Raw genomic sequence first — 13,843 nt, 5'->3', positions numbered from 1 at the left:
GAGGTCAATGTGAACGCCAGTCGCGGCGACGATCGCACCGCTCAATCCACCGTGCCTGCCGAGCCTGCGCAGGGCGTCCTGTTCGACGAGGTCGTCGACACGCCCGGTGAGCTCGGCTACCGCGGTCCCGCCGCCTGCAAGGCCGCCGGCATCACCTACCGCCAGCTGGACTACTGGGCCCGCACCGGGCTGGTCGAGCCGTCGGTGCGCGCCGCGTCCGGCTCCGGCAGCCAGCGCCTGTACGGCTTCCGCGACGTACTGGTGCTGAAAGTGGTCAAGCGCCTCCTGGACACCGGTGTCTCCCTCCAGCAGATCCGCGTTGCCGTCGCCGCCCTGCGCGAGCGCGGCATCGACGATCTCGCCCAGATCACCCTGATGAGCGATGGTGCCTCGGTGTACGAGTGCACCTCCGCCGAGGACGTCTTCGACCTGGTCCAGGGCGGCCAGGGCGTGTTCGGCATCGCCGTGGGTCGCGTGTGGCGCGAGGTCGAGACCGAGCTGGCCGTGCTGCCCAGCGTCGACCCGGCCGATGACGCCACCCTGGCCCTGCAGGACGAGCTGGCGGCCCGCCGCCGCGCCCGCCAGGCCGGCTGAGCCCCCGCACCACGAAGAACGGCGAGCCCCGGGGAAGGGGGCTCGCCGTTTCTGTGCGGCTGCACGGTGGGCGGCGGTCCGTGCCGGCGCGCTCAGGAGAGCTGGCGGGAGTCCATCACCGTGCGCAGCAGGGCATCGAAGTCCTCCGTGAGGCGCTTGCCGGAAGCGCCCTCGTAGCGGTGCAGGGGCACGGCGCCGCCCTGCGCCTGCTGCAGGCCCACGCGCTCCTCGATCACCGGCTCCAGCACCTTGTCGCCGAACAGGTCGCGCAGCTCCGCCAGGCGGTACTGGTGCTCCACCGAGCGCGGGCGGTACCGGTTGACCACCAGGCCCAGGGGGATCAGCCGGGGCGCAAGATCCTCCTCGCGCATCTCAGCCGAGAGCTTCAGAGCGCGATCGGCGGCGGTGACGGCGAAGAAGCCGGGCTCGGCCACCACCAGGGAGCGGTCCGAGGCGGCCAGGGCCGTCTGGGTGAGTCCGTTCAGCGAGGGCGGGCAGTCGATCAGCACCAGGTCGTACTGGTGGGTGCGCCTGTCCAGTGCATCTCGCAGGCGCCGCAGGTCCCGGGGTGCCGGGGCGGGGGAGTCCATCACCGAAGAGCGTGCTGAACCGGGGATCACGTCGAGATGGGAGCGCTCGTCCTTCGACCACGGGGTGGGGCGGATCGCCCGATCCACGGTCTCGGTGCGAGGCGAGGAGAGCACCTCGGCGACGTCCGGGCCGGTGGCCGGCTCGCCCAGCAGGCCCAGCGTGGTGTCCCCCTGAGGATCCAGGTCGATCACCAGCGTGTTGACGCCCTGGTGGAGAGCAGCGGACGCCAGGCCCAGGGTGACAGAGGTCTTGCCGACCCCGCCCTTGAGGGAACACACACTCACGATGAACACGCCCCGCAGTCTACCGATCACCCGGCACTGCTCCAGCGCAGACCAGGCGATAGCCTGCTACGACCGCGTCACCCCGAGCGCTGCGTGCCCACCTCCACCCCACTGTCCCAGGAGACCCCATGCCCCAGATCGAGCATCAGCTGGTCCTCGAGCTGCTCGAGGGCTGCGCGGCCAGTGCCCGCGCCGAGGCCGAACAGCTCGGGGCCGTGGGCACGGTCTCGCCCACGGAGCTGGTCCTGGCCACCGCAGATCTGGACGCCGTACGGGGGCTGCGGCGCGTGGTCGCCGCGTACACCACGGTGACCGTCCCGGCGCGCCGTCCCCGCGAGCTGCTGGAGACCTCCGTGCTGCAGCAGGTGTCGGCCCTGATCGAGGACCTCGGCCGCCAGCGCCCCCGGCAGCGCTTCACCGGCCTGCGGCTCGCCGCAGCGGGAGCCGACAGCACCGAGATGCAGCGCATCGCCGAGGCCGTGGCGGAGCTTGCCCGGGTGCCCGTGGACGAGGAGGGCGATCTGCTGCTGCGGGTGCGCCGTGGCGCAGCGGGCGCGGGGGAGTCCTGGCAGCTGCTGCTGCGCACCACACCACGGCCTCTCTCCGCCCGGCCGTGGCGCACGGTGAACTACCCCGGCGCCGTCAACGCCACCATCGCGGCCACCGTCCTGGACCAGATGGTGATCGGTGCAGGCGACGAGCTGCTCGACATGACCTGTGGATCCGGGACCTTCCTGGTGGAGCAGCTGCACGAGGTCGCCCCGGCCCGTGCCGTGGGCGTGGACCTGGATCCCATGGCGATCGAGGCCGCCCGTGCGCATCAACGTGCTGCCCGGCGCAAGGGCCGCATCGACTGGATCACCGGCGATGTGCTCACGGCCCCCGTGGAGGCGGGCTTCACCCGGATCCTCACCAACCCGCCATGGGGCACCCTGCACGGTGAGCATGCCACCAACGAGCAGCTGCACGCGGACCTGCTGCGCCGCGCCGCCGCCCTCGCTGCGCCCTCCGCCCGCCTGGGAGTGCTCACCCATGAGATCCGCCGGATGAAGCAGGTGCTCCAGGCGCAGGTGGACGAGCCCGGCGCCTGGCGGCTGGAACGGGAGCACCGCTTCTTCCAGAAGGGTCACCACCCGCGCCTGTTCCTGCTGCGCCGCTGAGACGGCCGGCAGCGGCAGGGCTCTCGCTCAGAACCCTCGCCGGGCGCCCTCCAACGCCTGCAGCGCGGAGTCCTCGCCCTGCAGGCTCACCTGAGCGTGCTCCCGGCCGAACGCCCACAGCAGCAGCTCGGAGGGCCGGCCGTGGACGCTCACCGCGCCACGGGCGTTCCTGGTGGGGATGCGCACCGAGCCGTGGGGGGATATCAGGGTCACCTCCACGTCGGCCTTCACCAGCAGGCGGGCCATGCGGCGCAGGCCGGACCAGAGCTGGGCCTGGTCGGAGGTGGCGAGCTCGCGCGGCTCCCAGTCGGGGCGAGCGCGGCGCAGGTCCTCGAGGTGGATGAAGTACTCCGCCGTGTTCATCAGCCCGTCCAGCACCCGCACGGGGGAGAGCTTCTGCGGGCCGGAGCGGAACTTCTCCACCCGCTGTGCCCAGGGCAGTGCACGCAGCGCGTCCAGGCCCTCCTGGGCCTTGCGGGCCACGGGCGCGACCGGAAGCTTCGGACCGATCATCAGATCGGGGCGCTGCTCACGCAGCAACAGGTGCTCGAGCAGATCGGAGGCGTCCCATCCGGGAAGGACCGTCGGCGCCGCGGGGCCACCGGCATCAAGGAGATCGGCGAGGGCAGCTCGCTCACGCTGGACCAGGGAGGCTGCTGATGTGTCGCTCATGTCACCCATCCTAGAGACAGCCCCTGCGCCGTCACCTGATACGGCGGTGGGGGAGTGACCGCCCTGCCGGCTCCGACTGTCAGCTCTGGTTGCTGAAGGCGTCGTCGAAGGACGTCTCGGAGACGGGGTAGTCCAGGGTGCGCAGGTGCTCCAGGGCCTCCTTCGCACCGTGCAGGCGGTCCATCCCGGCGTCCTCCCACTCGATGGAGATGGGGCCGTCGTAGCCGATGGAGCGCAGCGCCCGGAAGCAGGCGTCCCACGGAACGTCACCGCGGCCGAAGGACACGAAGTCCCAGCCGCGGCGCGGGTCGCCCCACGGCAGGTGCGAGCCCAGGCGGGTGTTGCGACCGGTGGTGCGCACCCGGATGTCCTTGCAGTCCACGTGGTAGATGCGGTCGGCGAAGTCGGTGATGAAGGAGACCGGGTCGATCTCCTGCCACATGAAGTGGGAGGGGTCCCAGTTCAGTCCGAACGCCTCCCGGTTCCCGATGGCCTCCAGAGTGCGCTTGGTGGTCCAGTAGTCGTAGGCGATCTCGGAGGGGTGCACCTCATGGGCGAACCGCACCCCGCACTCGTCGAACACGTCCAGGATCGGGTTCCAGCGGTCGGCGAAGTCCTGGTAGCCGGCGTCGATGACGTCCTGCCCGACCGGCGGGAACATGGCCACGTACTGCCAGATCTTGGAGCCGGTGAAGCCGATGACGGTCTTCACGCCCATCTTCTGTGCCAACCGGGCGGCGTCCTTCATGTCCTCGGCGGCACGCTGGCGCACGCCCTCGGGGTCGCCGTCGCCCCAGATGCGCTGGGGCAGGATCGCCTGGTGGCGGAAGTCGATCGGGTCATCGCAGATCGCCTGACCCCCCAGGTGGTGGGAGATCGCCCAGCACTTCAGGCCGTGCTTCTTAAGGATTCCCAGACGCTCGGCGACGTAGTCCTCGTCGTCCCAGCGGGAGGCGTCCAGGTGCTCCCCGGAGATCGCGATCTCCAGGCCGTCGTACCCCCAGCCGGCCGCGAGCGCGGCGACCTCGTCGAGGGTGAGATCGGCCCACTGGCCGGTGAACAGGGTGTGCTGTGCCATAGCTGCTTCTCCTTCGGGTAGAGGGCTCTGTCAGAGGGGGATGGTGGCGCCGTCGGCCGCATCGGAGGCGATCACCGCATCGAGCACGCGCTGCAGCGCGAGCCCGTCGGCGAAGTCGGGGGCGTAGGTGGCGGCCTCGCCGTCCCGGATCGCCACCAGCAGGTCACGGGCCTGGTTCGTGAAGGCGTTCTCCCAGCCCAGCACGTGCCCCTGCGGCCACCAGGCCTCGAGGTAGGGGTGCTCCGGCTCGGTGACCAGGATGCGGGTGAAGCCCTGCTCGGCGATGGGGGCGGTGGAGTCCAGGAACCACAGCTCGTTGGGGTTCTCGAGCTCGAAGCGCAGAGCGCCCTCCGTGCCGAACAGCTCGATGCGCAACTGGTTCTTCGCGCCGTTGGCGACCCGGGAGACCTCCACCGAGCCGAACGCGCCTCCGTCCAGCTCGAGGGTGGCCCAGGCGGCGTCATCGACGGTCACCTGCTCCATGCCGTCCTCGCCCTGCCGCTGCGGGATCATGGTCGCCAGCCGGCCGCGCACCGCGGTGGTGCGCTGCCCGGTCAGGTGCTGGATCTGGTCGATCGCGTGGGAGCCGATGTCCCCCAGCGCTCCCGAGCCGGCGGTCTCCTTGCGCAGGCGCCAGGTCATCGGGGCGTCCTCGTCGACCAGCCAGTCCTGGAGGTAGGAGGCGCGCACCTGGCGGATGCTGCCCAGGCGCCCGTCGGCCACCAGCTGCCTGGCCAGCGCCAGGGCGGGGACCCGACGGTAGGTGAAGCCCAGGGCCGCGACCTGACCACGGGCCTTCGCGGCCTCGGCCGCCTCGACCATGGCTTCGGCCTCGGCGGTGTCGTTGGCCAGGGGCTTCTCGCACAGCACGTGCTTGCCGGCCTCGAGCGCCGCGATCGCGATCTCGGCGTGGAGGAAGCCGGGCGTGCAGATGTCCACGATGTCGATGTCGTCGCGGGCGATGACCTCGCGCCAATCGGTGGCGTGCTCCTGCCAGCCCAGCTGCTGGGCGGCCTCGGCCACGGCCTGCTCGTCACGGCCGACGATGACCCTGCGAGCCACCTCGGGCACATCGAAAGCAGCACCGACGGTGCGCCATGCCTGGGAGTGGGCCCGCCCCATGAAGGCGTAGCCGATCATGGCCACCCCCAGTGGGCGGTCGGTGGGGACGGTGGGACTGTTCACGGGGATTTCTCCTCGGGGTCGTGTCGATCAGAGCGTCGCGGCGAGGGGGTCGAAGTCCTCGTCCAGCAGCGCCGGGGCGCTGACGGTGGAGGCCAGGTCCACGCCGGAGGTGGTGCCGGTGGCCTCGTCCAGGCTGATCATGATGTCCAGGACGTGGTCGGCCAGCTCCCCCGTGAGGCGGTGGGGGCGGCCTGCGCGAATGGCGCGGGCCATCTCCAGCACGCCCAGGCCGCGCCCGGTCACCGCACCGGTGGCCTCGTGCTCGGTCCAGTCCTCGTCGCCGCGCTGGGCGACCAGGGTGGGGCCCTCGAACACGTTCGGATCCGGCAGGGCGATGGTGCCGGTGGAACCGGTCAGCTCCAGCACCGGCGGCCGCCCGATCGGGTCGTCGAAGGAGAACTCGACCGAGCCGGTGGTGCCGCTCGCAAAGCGCAGCACGCCGTTGACGTGGGTGGGGACCTCCACCTCGAAGGACTCCCCGGCGCGGGGCCCGGAGCCGATGGTGCGGGTCTCGCTGGCGCGGGAGCCGACGGCGCTGACGGAGGAGACGGGGCCGTAGGCCATCACCAGGGCGGTGAGGTAGTACGGGCCGATGTCGTAGAGCGGTCCCGCGCCGGCCTGGAACAGGAAGTCTGGGTTGGGGTGCCAGGACTCGGGGCCGGGGGAGCGGAAGCGCGCCACCGCGGAGCGGGGCTCGCCGACCACGCCGGAGGCCAAGGTGCGCAGGGCGGTCTGCACGCCGGCACCGAGCACGGTGTCGGGGGCGCACCCGACCCGCAGGCCCGTCTCGGAGGCCTGGCGCAGCAGGGCGGCGGCGTCCTCACGGTTGGTGGTCAGCGGCTTCTCGCTCCACACGTGCTTGCCGGCCTCGAGGATGGAGCTGGAGACCGCGTGGTGGGCGGCCGGGATGGTCAGGTTGATGACGATCTCGACGTCCGGATCGTCCAGCACGGTCTCCACCCCGCCGTGGTGGGGGATGCCGTACTCCTCGGCGCGAGCAGCGGAGGCCTCTGCCCTCAGATCGCCGATGGCGCGCACCTCGACGTCGGGGAAGGTGGCGAGCTGGGTGAGGTACTGGGCGGCGATCACGCCGGCACCGATGATGCCGACGCCGACGGGTCCGGTGGGGGTGGTCATCGGGCGCCACCTCGCTGGAATTCGCCGAGCTGGGCGTAGGAGCGGGCGATGGCCTCGAGCACGTCACCGCTGTAGTCGTCGAACTCGATCACGCCGGTCTGGATCCAGTCCGCGGCGGCGAGAACGGAGGGAACGTCCATGTCGCCCTGACCCAGGGGCTGCTGATCGGCGGTGGAGCCCTCGAAGGGCCCGTCCTTCAGGTGCAGCAGCTGGACGCGCTGTCCCAGCCGGCCCAGCAGCTCGGCCGGGTCGGTGCCGCCCACAGCGCACCAGAAGGTGTCCAGCTCAAGGACCACGCGGGGGTCGAGGTGGTCGGCGAGGACCTCCAGGCCGCAACGGCCCTCGAAGATCGGGCGGGCCTCGAAGTCGTGGTTGTGGTAGCCGACGTTCACGCCGTGCTCGGCGGCGATGCCGGCCAGTTCGTTGAGGCGGTCAGCGGTGGCCTTGATGTCGGGGACCTGGTTCCACTTCTCACGGTCCACGTACGGGTCGATCACGGTGCGCACGCCGAGGGAGGCGGCGGCCTCGAACACGCGTGCCGGGTCCTCACTGGTCACCAGGGAGGCATGGGTGGAAGGGGCGGTCAGGCCGTGCATCGGCAGCTGCTCGCGCAGCATCTCGACATGGTCCATGAGAGCGAAGGGCTCCACCTGGGTGAAGCCGATCTCGGCCAGGCGGGCCAGGGCGGCGGTGGGGTCATCGGTCAAGTGCTGGCGGATGCTGTACAGCTGGACGGAGATGTCCACGGGGGCGACTCCTCGAAGCCGGGGGGTGTCAACTGGATCACACAACCCTATGGCTCTGAACTGGGGTCCGGCAAAAGCCTTCAGGACTCGTCACATCCGGGCGGCCGCGCCCACGGGAGCCGACCCCATGGACGGGCCTGGGCGAGGTCGATCACCTCACGGATCTGCTCGCCTGCCCGGATCTGCATACCTGCCAGTACGACCACTCGCCGGGGCGCGCACAGGACTGGGGATGGCGCACACTGAGGGGGTGGAACGAGACGTGAGCGCAGCCCTGACCTTCGACGTGATCGACGGGACGGAGGTGGCGCTGCTGTTCGCCGTCTCCGCTGCCCCCATCGAGCAGGAGACGCTCGAGGTGACCATCGGTGGCCGGGACGTCCTGGTGGAGGAGACCCGGGACCGGTTCGGCAACCGCATGCACCTGCTGAAGGACCTGCCGGAGGGCACGGTGCGCCTGCGGTACAGGGCCACCGGAGTGGGGCAGGCGGAGCCGCCCACCGTGGAGCCCACCGATGCGGCCTCGCACCTGCGGCCCTCCCGCTACTGCGAGGTGGACGAGTTCACCAAGGTTGCCGCCGAGGTGGTGGGGGATCGCACCGGGATGGCCGCGGTCCACGCGGTGGTGGCCTGGGTGCACCAGCACCTGGACTACGTGCCCGGCTCCAGCACCGTCACCGACTCCGCGCGCAGCACCTACGTGGCGCGGCAGGGCGTGTGCCGGGACTACGCGCACCTGACCTCGACGCTGCTGCGGGCCGGTGGGATCCCCTCGCGCTGCGTGTCCGCCTACGCCCCGGGCCTGTCCCCGATGGACTTCCACCTGGCCGTGGAGGCGCTGGTGGATGAGCAGTGGGTGGTGGTCGATGCGACCCACCTGGCGCCGCGCGCCTCCATGGTGCGCATCGCCACCGGTCAGGATGCGGCCGACACGGCCTTCATGACCACGCTGGCGGGCAGGCTGAAGCTGACGGGGATCCGCGTCAACGCGGTCGCGAACCCGGGCCTGCCGGAGGAGAACTGGGAGCAGACCGTCCAGCTGCGCTGATCGGCCTGACCGGCACTGACCAGATCAGGCCGGGGTCGGGCCCTCGGGGGTGTCCTCGCCCGGCTCGTCGTCGGGCCGGCCGTCGGCGTCGGTGGGCCGGCCGGGCTGCTCCGGCTGCTCGCGGTCCCGGTCGTCACCGGACTCGTCGAGCCCGGCCAGGTACTGCTCGAACTCGGCGGCCAGGTCCTCACCGGTGGGGACTTCCTCGCCGGCACCGGCGGTGATGGCCCGATCGAACTGCTTCTCCAGGCTCGCCACCATCTCCTGCAGCTGCGGGGCGGCCTCCACCTGGGCGGCGATGGACTGCCGCACGGGCTCGGCCTGCGACTCCAGCGCTCCGTAGGGAACGGTGGGGCCGGCCTCCTCGCCCACCGCGCGCAGCAGCGCCATCGCGGCGTCGGGGTAGGCGATCTCGTGCAGGTACTGCGGGACGTGCGCCACCAGGCCCACCACCTCGTGACCGGCGTCGGCCAGGCGCATGGTGAGCAGGGCGGTGAACGGCGCGCGCAGGCGGAACGTGCCGGGCATGGTTCGGCGCACGCTGATGGAGTCGGGGCTGCCGGCGAAGCGGGTCACCGGCAGCTCGCGGGTGTGGGGGACCGGTGCCGGGAAGCTCTGCAGCAGCAGGGTGCGCTCGATGCCCAGCTGGTCCACGACGATCCGCAGGGCGGTGGCCACTCGCTCCCACTGGAAGGAGGGCTCGGGGCCGGTGAGCAGGAAGAACTGCTCGCCGTCGATGTCGGTGACCTCGTGCAGCAGGATCTCGGGGCGCTCGTAGTCCTCGAAGTGGTCCAGCTCCAGGGTGACCTCGGGGCGGCGGCCGGCGTAGTCGTACACCTGGTCCATGTCGAGCCTGCCCACCACGCGGCTGGGCAGGGAGTTCAGCAGGTGGTCGTCGATCACCGCCTGCGCGCTGCCGGCGTCGCTGAAGGCACCGAGGGTGACCAGCAGGGTGCGGCCCTGCAGGCTGCGCGAGTCGATGTGTCGCTCGTAGCTGAACAGGCTCGTGGGATCCATCAGGGCCTCCTGTGATGCGTGCACCGGGCGGGCGCGGGGATGACCTACGTTCCAACCAGTCGCGGTGGCGGATTATTCCGTGGCGGTGATCACCCCCGCGTCGGCGGGGGCGTCACCGCAGCAGAGCGAGGGAGTCCACCGCCAGGCGCGCGGCGAGCACGGCGATCACGATCAGGAACACCACGCGGACGAACCGTGATCCGAGCCTCAGCGCGAGGCGTGCCCCGAGGTAGCCGCCGGTGATGTTGGCCAGCGCCATCACCGCTCCCAGGATCCACCACACCTGGCCCTGCAGGCCGAACACCAGCAGGGCACCGATGTTGGTGGTGAGGTTGGCGAGCTTGGCGTGCACGCTGGCCTCGAGGAATCCGTAACCGAGCACCACCACCATCGCGATGATGAAGAAGCTGCCGGTGCCGGGCCCCAGGATCCCGTCGTAGAAGCCCACCGCGCTGCCGATCGCACCGGCCCGCAGCACGTGGGAGCGCCCCCGATGGCGGGGCTCGTGGACGAGCCCCATGGCGGGTCGCAGCAGCGTGTAGGTGCCCACGCCGATGAGGGCCACCAGCACGATGGGGGACATCCAGGCGCGGGGGATCAGCGAGGCCAGGGCCGCACCTGCGGCGCTGCCGGCCAGCGCGCACAGGACCAGGGGGATCGTGGTCGCGGCCACGGGCATCACGCGCCGTACGTAGGTGGCCGCGGAGACCGCGGTACCGGCGGCGCTGGCCAGCTTGTTGGTGCCCAGCACTGTGGCGGTGGAGGTGTCCCCGGGCAGGCCGGTCAGCAGGGCGGGCAGCTGGATGAGACCGCCGCCGCCGACGACGGCATCCACCCAGCCGGCGAGGAACGCGGCACCGATCAGCAGCACGAGGGTGAGGGCGGTGAGCTGGGTGAGCTGGTCGAGCAGGGGCACCCGTCAAGTGAACACCGCGGGCGGCGGTGCCTGCCACACTGGTGCCATGACCTCGGTGATCTGGGACATGGGTGGAACGCTGGTGGACACCTATCCGGACGTGGACCGCGCCCTCGCGGCCGCGGTCCACGCTGAGGTGGACGACGACGCCCTGATGGAGGTGGCCCGGCTGACCAGGGTCTCCAGCTCCCGCGCGATGAGCACGCTGGCCGGTCGCTACGACGTGCCGGAGGAGACGCTGCGCTCCGCCTACAACGCACTGAAGGACCGGTGGGAGCGGCAGGCACCGCCGCTCATGGACGGCGTGCTGGAGGTCATGGATGCCGTGCGCGCGGCCGGCGGTGTGAACCTGGTGGCCACCCACCGCGACCGCGACAGCGCGACGGTGCTGGTGGAGTCCCTGGGCCTGGAGATCGATGACATGGTGTGCGCCCCGGACGGCTTCCCCCGCAAGCCCGATCCGGCGATGCACCGGGCCCTGCTGGAGCGCAACGACCTGACCGCGCAGAACTGCCTCGCAGTGGGGGACCGGCCCGCCGATGTGGAAGCCGCCGAGGCAGCCGGCATCTGCGCCTATCTGCTCACCACCCCGGGAATCCCCCTGGGGGCGCCGGGGATGAGGAGGATCGAGTCGCTCAGCGAGCTGCCCGTGTGAGGGCTGGAGCCCATCGACACCGGCAGGAATCCCCCCCGAACCGCGGCGACCAGTGGCACCGTTCGGCTATGACGACGATCACAGGACAGTCGCGGTTAGGGGAGTGACCAAGCGCGATCTGCGAATGGGCCGCCGCATGAGCGAGCTCGCCGAGAAGGCGGGCGGGGAAGCGGACCCGTGGGCCCCGGCGATGCTCGAGCTGGCCTTGGACACCGCCAACCGGGATGTGATCGCACCGTTCTGGGCGGCTCTGCTGACCGGCGATGCGTGCAACGTCGACGGGGATGGCGTCGTCGATCCCAGCAAGCGGGTTCCGGCGGAGCCTGACGGCGCATGACCCGCGGCACTCGGGACATCCTGTGGCCCGACGCGCCAGGAGATCGTCCACGCGCTGGCGGGCGCTGTGTGTCAGGTAGACCCGTATCTGTCACCAGCGCCTAGGGCAAGTGCCAAGTAGTTGCGAGAAATGATCAAGAAACTGGATTCGCAGGCAGTTGGCACAATCCGAACCCGCCTGCGCTTCATCACCTAAACTCCAGCATGGACGTTACTAGAGAAGCAAGGTGCATGACCTAGCATCGCTGCGCAAGGCCAAAGAACCTGGCTACAGTCCAGGCGCATGACGAGAGCGACCAAGCAGCAGACCCTGATCTCCACCGTCTTCGAGGCAGCCGAGCGCGCGACGGACAGCCTCACCCACCTCGTCCCCGACCTCGACCGGGGCCGCTGCGAGTACGCCGTGGCGAGCGTGCTGCTGGAGGAGGCGTGGGTCAGTGGTCGTTGACGGACTCTCAGCGACTCCGGATGGGCCAAACCGAACCTGTGGGGTTGTGGACAGCCCGGCAAGAATGGACGCATGAGCACCGACGCGGAGTACCCCGGAGGCCCAAGGCATCCTGAGCACACCGACTGGCTTCTTGAACTCGGGAGGGCTACCTACGCGGCTGCCGGGCTGTCCGGCATCGCTTTCGATCTCCTGCGGGTGCACTCAGGTTTCGAGTCCGGGGACCTGTACAAGGACCCTCTGGGCAGGTTGCTGGAGAAGTTGCGCACGTCGCCTCCCACCGTGGAGGGGATCGAGGACTTCATCGCTCTGGCCGAAGAGGCATTGGTGGTCCGCAACGATGTCCTGCACGCCCTCCCGGTACTGCACGGGTTGTATCGTCGTCGCAGTGACGACCTTGGCTACGTCCGCAACTACTACGACCTGAACTCGCTCCGCGAAGCGACGCAGGTCATGGAGAACGCGAGCCGGAAGGGCAACGAGGTGCTCTACGCCGATGGTGATGAAGCCGTCAGGCGCTGGGTCGAGAGCGGCTGATCAGTTCGCCTCAGGGCGCACCGCGTTGGCGATCTTCACCGCCACCTGCTCCAGCGTGTCCTCCCCGGTGCTCAGTCCAGACCGGGACGCCAGCAGCGGGCTCTCCTCACGGAGTTCCTCGTAGGTGATGCCGTGGACGACCGGAATCACCCGGTCTGTGGCGAGCAGCGCCGACAACTCCTTGTCCGCGATGCCCTCGGCGGCGAGGCTCTTCACAAGGTTCGGGGTGGCCAGCACGATGCCGATGTGTGACATGCGCAGACCCTTGTCGATCTCTCGCACCAAGGAAGTACCCAGGGCAACGTCCTTCTCCGAGAACCACACCTTCACCCCGAACCCCTCCAAGAGGTCGTGGAGTTCTTGCGCCGCTCCCTGCCGGTCGCCCCAGGCATGGCACAGGAACACGTCGCGACGCTCGGGATGCGCTGCCGCCTGGCGCTCGGCTTCGGTGGCCACCGAAGCCAAGGTGCGCTCCTCCGTGGCACGGTACGTGACTGTGGGACGACTGGCCGACTGCAACTTCCGGTTCGTGTCCCGCACCCACTTGTCGATCTCGCGCTGAGCGGCCTGCTCGTTCCGACGTTGCTGAACTTTGGCGTCGCTCTCAGCCTTGCGCTGCGCAGCCTTCAGGTCGCGCTCGAACTGCTGCTCGGCCTTTCGGACCTCGCTCTTGATCTGCTGCTCGACCTTGCGCTGAGCCGCGCGCATCTGGGACACGATCTGGGACTGCGACGGCATTCGTGGTGTTGGCACCTTTGGACTCCTAACTGATCGGTGGAGTCCAGCATGACAAGGAGCACTGACAGAACTGAAGGGATGAGTCGACAGAGGACGATATGCACCTCAGCCGCGAGGAGCCGCTCCACCGTCCGCGAAGCCGTCGAAGGCCCGGATGTCCCGCTCGGGCTCGGGAAGGCCGTCACGGCGGCGCTGGGAGTCCTTGCGGCGGTCTTCTCGATCCTCGGCCTCGAAGACTTCAGCGAGCGCCTCCAGATCGGCCTGGAGGGAGTCCTTGGGGTTGTGCTTGGTCATGACGGTCCCTCCTGGTGTGGGTTTGTGTGACTGGGTGCTATCGAGAGTAGACACACAGGTGTCCGAGGAGCGGCCTACAGTGAGGTCCATGGCTCCACCGATCCCGTTCGAGGACATCCGCAATCTCCCCCTCCCCGACCTCGCGCTCCGGCTACTCAACGGGATGGGCGACAGCCCAAACTTCAACAACTTAATCCAGGGGATCAGGAACTCGAACCCGTATGGCGAGCCCCTCCCTTCTGACATCGGAGCCCTCCTGGGAAGGCTCTCTGACGCTTGGTCCTGAGTTGGACCTCTTTAGTGACCCATGTGTCAAGTCATCTTGAGGGCCTTGAGGATGGTGCGGGCATCGTCGGTGAGCTCGGCCTTGGCCGTGATGTCCTGGCCGGCCAGGGTGATGGTCACGT

General features: G+C 69.9%; 18 protein-coding genes. 8 read left to right on the top strand and 10 right to left on the bottom strand.

Annotation, left to right across the window (positions count from 1 at the left end):
• Nucleotides 1-9: 9 nt before the first annotated feature.
• Entirely contained in the window at nt 10-594 is a 585-nt protein-coding gene (locus IOE58_RS12140; protein WP_193866641.1) for a MerR family transcriptional regulator, read from the top strand.
• A gap of 92 nt (nt 595-686) precedes the next feature.
• On the opposite strand, the gene IOE58_RS12135 is transcribed toward IOE58_RS12140, so the two are convergent.
• Nucleotides 687-1,478: a ParA family protein gene (locus IOE58_RS12135; protein WP_193866640.1), complete on the bottom strand. Its 792-nt coding sequence runs from the start codon at nt 1,476-1,478 to the stop codon at nt 687-689.
• A 119-nt stretch (nt 1,479-1,597) separates the two neighbouring features.
• Here IOE58_RS12135 and IOE58_RS12130 point away from each other — a divergent pair, with 119 nt between their 5' ends.
• Nucleotides 1,598-2,629, top strand: coding sequence for a methyltransferase (locus IOE58_RS12130; protein WP_193866639.1), 1,032 nt, complete (start codon nt 1,598-1,600; stop codon nt 2,627-2,629).
• A gap of 27 nt (nt 2,630-2,656) precedes the next feature.
• Here IOE58_RS12130 and IOE58_RS12125 read toward each other — a convergent pair whose 3' ends face one another.
• From IOE58_RS12125 to IOE58_RS12105, 5 genes are all read right to left on the bottom strand, one after another.
• Nucleotides 2,657-3,301: a TIGR03085 family metal-binding protein gene (locus IOE58_RS12125; RefSeq protein ID WP_193866638.1), complete on the bottom strand. Its 645-nt coding sequence runs from the start codon at nt 3,299-3,301 to the stop codon at nt 2,657-2,659.
• Between the two features lie 79 nt (nt 3,302-3,380).
• On the bottom strand, nt 3,381-4,379 hold the full coding sequence (locus IOE58_RS12120) for a sugar phosphate isomerase/epimerase family protein (RefSeq protein WP_193866637.1): 999 nt from the start codon (nt 4,377-4,379) through the stop codon (nt 3,381-3,383).
• Nucleotides 4,380-4,409: 30 nt separating this feature from the next.
• Nucleotides 4,410-5,519, bottom strand: a complete 1,110-nt coding sequence (locus IOE58_RS12115) for a Gfo/Idh/MocA family protein (protein WP_193866677.1) — start codon at nt 5,517-5,519, stop codon at nt 4,410-4,412.
• Between the two features lie 72 nt (nt 5,520-5,591).
• Entirely contained in the window at nt 5,592-6,701 is a 1,110-nt protein-coding gene (locus IOE58_RS12110) for a Gfo/Idh/MocA family protein (protein ID WP_193866636.1), read from the bottom strand.
• Nucleotides 6,698-7,447: a TIM barrel protein gene (locus IOE58_RS12105; RefSeq protein ID WP_193866635.1), complete on the bottom strand. Its 750-nt coding sequence runs from the start codon at nt 7,445-7,447 to the stop codon at nt 6,698-6,700. Before IOE58_RS12105 ends, IOE58_RS12110 begins: the two co-directional genes overlap by 4 nt.
• A 262-nt stretch (nt 7,448-7,709) precedes the next feature.
• Here IOE58_RS12105 and IOE58_RS12100 point away from each other — a divergent pair, with 262 nt between their 5' ends.
• The gene (locus IOE58_RS12100) at nt 7,710-8,495 is read left to right on the top strand and encodes a transglutaminase domain-containing protein (RefSeq protein WP_348981974.1); all 786 of its coding nucleotides are present in this window, start codon (nt 7,710-7,712) and stop codon (nt 8,493-8,495) included.
• Between the two features lie 24 nt (nt 8,496-8,519).
• On the opposite strand, the gene IOE58_RS12095 is transcribed toward IOE58_RS12100, so the two are convergent.
• Both IOE58_RS12095 and IOE58_RS12090 read right to left on the bottom strand, forming a co-directional pair.
• Nucleotides 8,520-9,512: a PAC2 family protein gene (locus tag IOE58_RS12095; protein ID WP_228019970.1), complete on the bottom strand. Its 993-nt coding sequence runs from the start codon at nt 9,510-9,512 to the stop codon at nt 8,520-8,522.
• A gap of 112 nt (nt 9,513-9,624) precedes the next feature.
• Entirely contained in the window at nt 9,625-10,428 is an 804-nt protein-coding gene (locus IOE58_RS12090) for a TSUP family transporter (protein WP_193866633.1), read from the bottom strand.
• A gap of 46 nt (nt 10,429-10,474) precedes the next feature.
• On the opposite strand from IOE58_RS12090, the gene IOE58_RS12085 reads away from it, so the two are divergent.
• The 4 genes from IOE58_RS12085 to IOE58_RS12070 all read left to right on the top strand — a co-directional run bounded on the left by IOE58_RS12085 (nt 10,475) and on the right by IOE58_RS12070 (nt 12,404).
• Nucleotides 10,475-11,083 (top strand): HAD-IA family hydrolase, encoded by a 609-nt coding sequence (locus IOE58_RS12085; protein ID WP_193866632.1) that lies wholly within the window; start codon nt 10,475-10,477, stop codon nt 11,081-11,083.
• 136 nt (nt 11,084-11,219) lie between these two features.
• Nucleotides 11,220-11,420, top strand: coding sequence for a hypothetical protein (locus IOE58_RS12080; protein ID WP_193866631.1), 201 nt, complete (start codon nt 11,220-11,222; stop codon nt 11,418-11,420).
• 282 nt (nt 11,421-11,702) lie between these two features.
• The gene (locus tag IOE58_RS12075; RefSeq protein ID WP_193866630.1) at nt 11,703-11,867 is read left to right on the top strand and encodes a hypothetical protein; all 165 of its coding nucleotides are present in this window, start codon (nt 11,703-11,705) and stop codon (nt 11,865-11,867) included.
• Nucleotides 11,868-11,939: 72 nt separating this feature from the next.
• The gene (locus IOE58_RS12070; RefSeq protein WP_193866629.1) at nt 11,940-12,404 is read left to right on the top strand and encodes a hypothetical protein; all 465 of its coding nucleotides are present in this window, start codon (nt 11,940-11,942) and stop codon (nt 12,402-12,404) included.
• Here the strand turns inward: IOE58_RS12070 and IOE58_RS12065 are convergent, their stop codons facing one another.
• Nucleotides 12,405-13,142 carry a toll/interleukin-1 receptor domain-containing protein gene (locus IOE58_RS12065; RefSeq protein WP_228019968.1) on the bottom strand — a complete coding sequence of 246 codons (738 nt, stop codon included), beginning with the start codon at nt 13,140-13,142 and terminating at the stop codon, nt 12,405-12,407.
• Between the two features lie 105 nt (nt 13,143-13,247).
• The gene (locus IOE58_RS12060) at nt 13,248-13,436 is read right to left on the bottom strand and encodes a hypothetical protein (RefSeq protein WP_193866628.1); all 189 of its coding nucleotides are present in this window, start codon (nt 13,434-13,436) and stop codon (nt 13,248-13,250) included.
• A gap of 88 nt (nt 13,437-13,524) precedes the next feature.
• Between IOE58_RS12060 and IOE58_RS12055 the strand changes: the two genes are divergently transcribed.
• Entirely contained in the window at nt 13,525-13,722 is a 198-nt protein-coding gene (locus IOE58_RS12055; protein ID WP_193866627.1) for a hypothetical protein, read from the top strand.
• Nucleotides 13,723-13,843: the final 121 nt, after the last annotated feature.

Source organism: Brachybacterium epidermidis (genome assembly GCF_015209585.1).
In the GTDB taxonomy this organism is placed as follows: Bacteria; Actinomycetota; Actinomycetes; order Actinomycetales; family Dermabacteraceae; genus Brachybacterium; species Brachybacterium epidermidis.
Note: the sequence above shows the minus strand (reverse complement) of the source record. Positions and strands in the feature narration are given on the sequence as shown.

What these genes read in the sequence shown, in the direction of transcription:
- IOE58_RS12065 (WP_228019968.1), bottom strand. Translation starts at nt 13,142, where the DNA reads ATGCCGTCGCAGTCCCAGATCGTGTCCCAGATGCGCGCGGCTCAGCGC.
- IOE58_RS12060 (WP_193866628.1), bottom strand. Translation starts at nt 13,436, where the DNA reads ATGACCAAGCACAACCCCAAGGACTCCCTCCAGGCCGATCTGGAGGCG.
- IOE58_RS12055 (WP_193866627.1), top strand. Translation starts at nt 13,525, where the DNA reads ATGGCTCCACCGATCCCGTTCGAGGACATCCGCAATCTCCCCCTCCCC.
- IOE58_RS12085 (WP_193866632.1), top strand. Translation starts at nt 10,475, where the DNA reads ATGACCTCGGTGATCTGGGACATGGGTGGAACGCTGGTGGACACCTAT.
- IOE58_RS12110 (WP_193866636.1), bottom strand. Translation starts at nt 6,701, where the DNA reads ATGACCACCCCCACCGGACCCGTCGGCGTCGGCATCATCGGTGCCGGC.
- IOE58_RS12095 (WP_228019970.1), bottom strand. Translation starts at nt 9,512, where the DNA reads ATGGATCCCACGAGCCTGTTCAGCTACGAGCGACACATCGACTCGCGC.
- IOE58_RS12075 (WP_193866630.1), top strand. Translation starts at nt 11,703, where the DNA reads ATGACGAGAGCGACCAAGCAGCAGACCCTGATCTCCACCGTCTTCGAG.
- IOE58_RS12125 (WP_193866638.1), bottom strand. Translation starts at nt 3,301, where the DNA reads ATGAGCGACACATCAGCAGCCTCCCTGGTCCAGCGTGAGCGAGCTGCC.
- IOE58_RS12130 (WP_193866639.1), top strand. Translation starts at nt 1,598, where the DNA reads ATGCCCCAGATCGAGCATCAGCTGGTCCTCGAGCTGCTCGAGGGCTGC.
- IOE58_RS12115 (WP_193866677.1), bottom strand. Translation starts at nt 5,519, where the DNA reads ATGATCGGCTACGCCTTCATGGGGCGGGCCCACTCCCAGGCATGGCGC.
- IOE58_RS12080 (WP_193866631.1), top strand. Translation starts at nt 11,220, where the DNA reads ATGAGCGAGCTCGCCGAGAAGGCGGGCGGGGAAGCGGACCCGTGGGCC.
- IOE58_RS12120 (WP_193866637.1), bottom strand. Translation starts at nt 4,379, where the DNA reads ATGGCACAGCACACCCTGTTCACCGGCCAGTGGGCCGATCTCACCCTC.
- IOE58_RS12070 (WP_193866629.1), top strand. Translation starts at nt 11,940, where the DNA reads ATGAGCACCGACGCGGAGTACCCCGGAGGCCCAAGGCATCCTGAGCAC.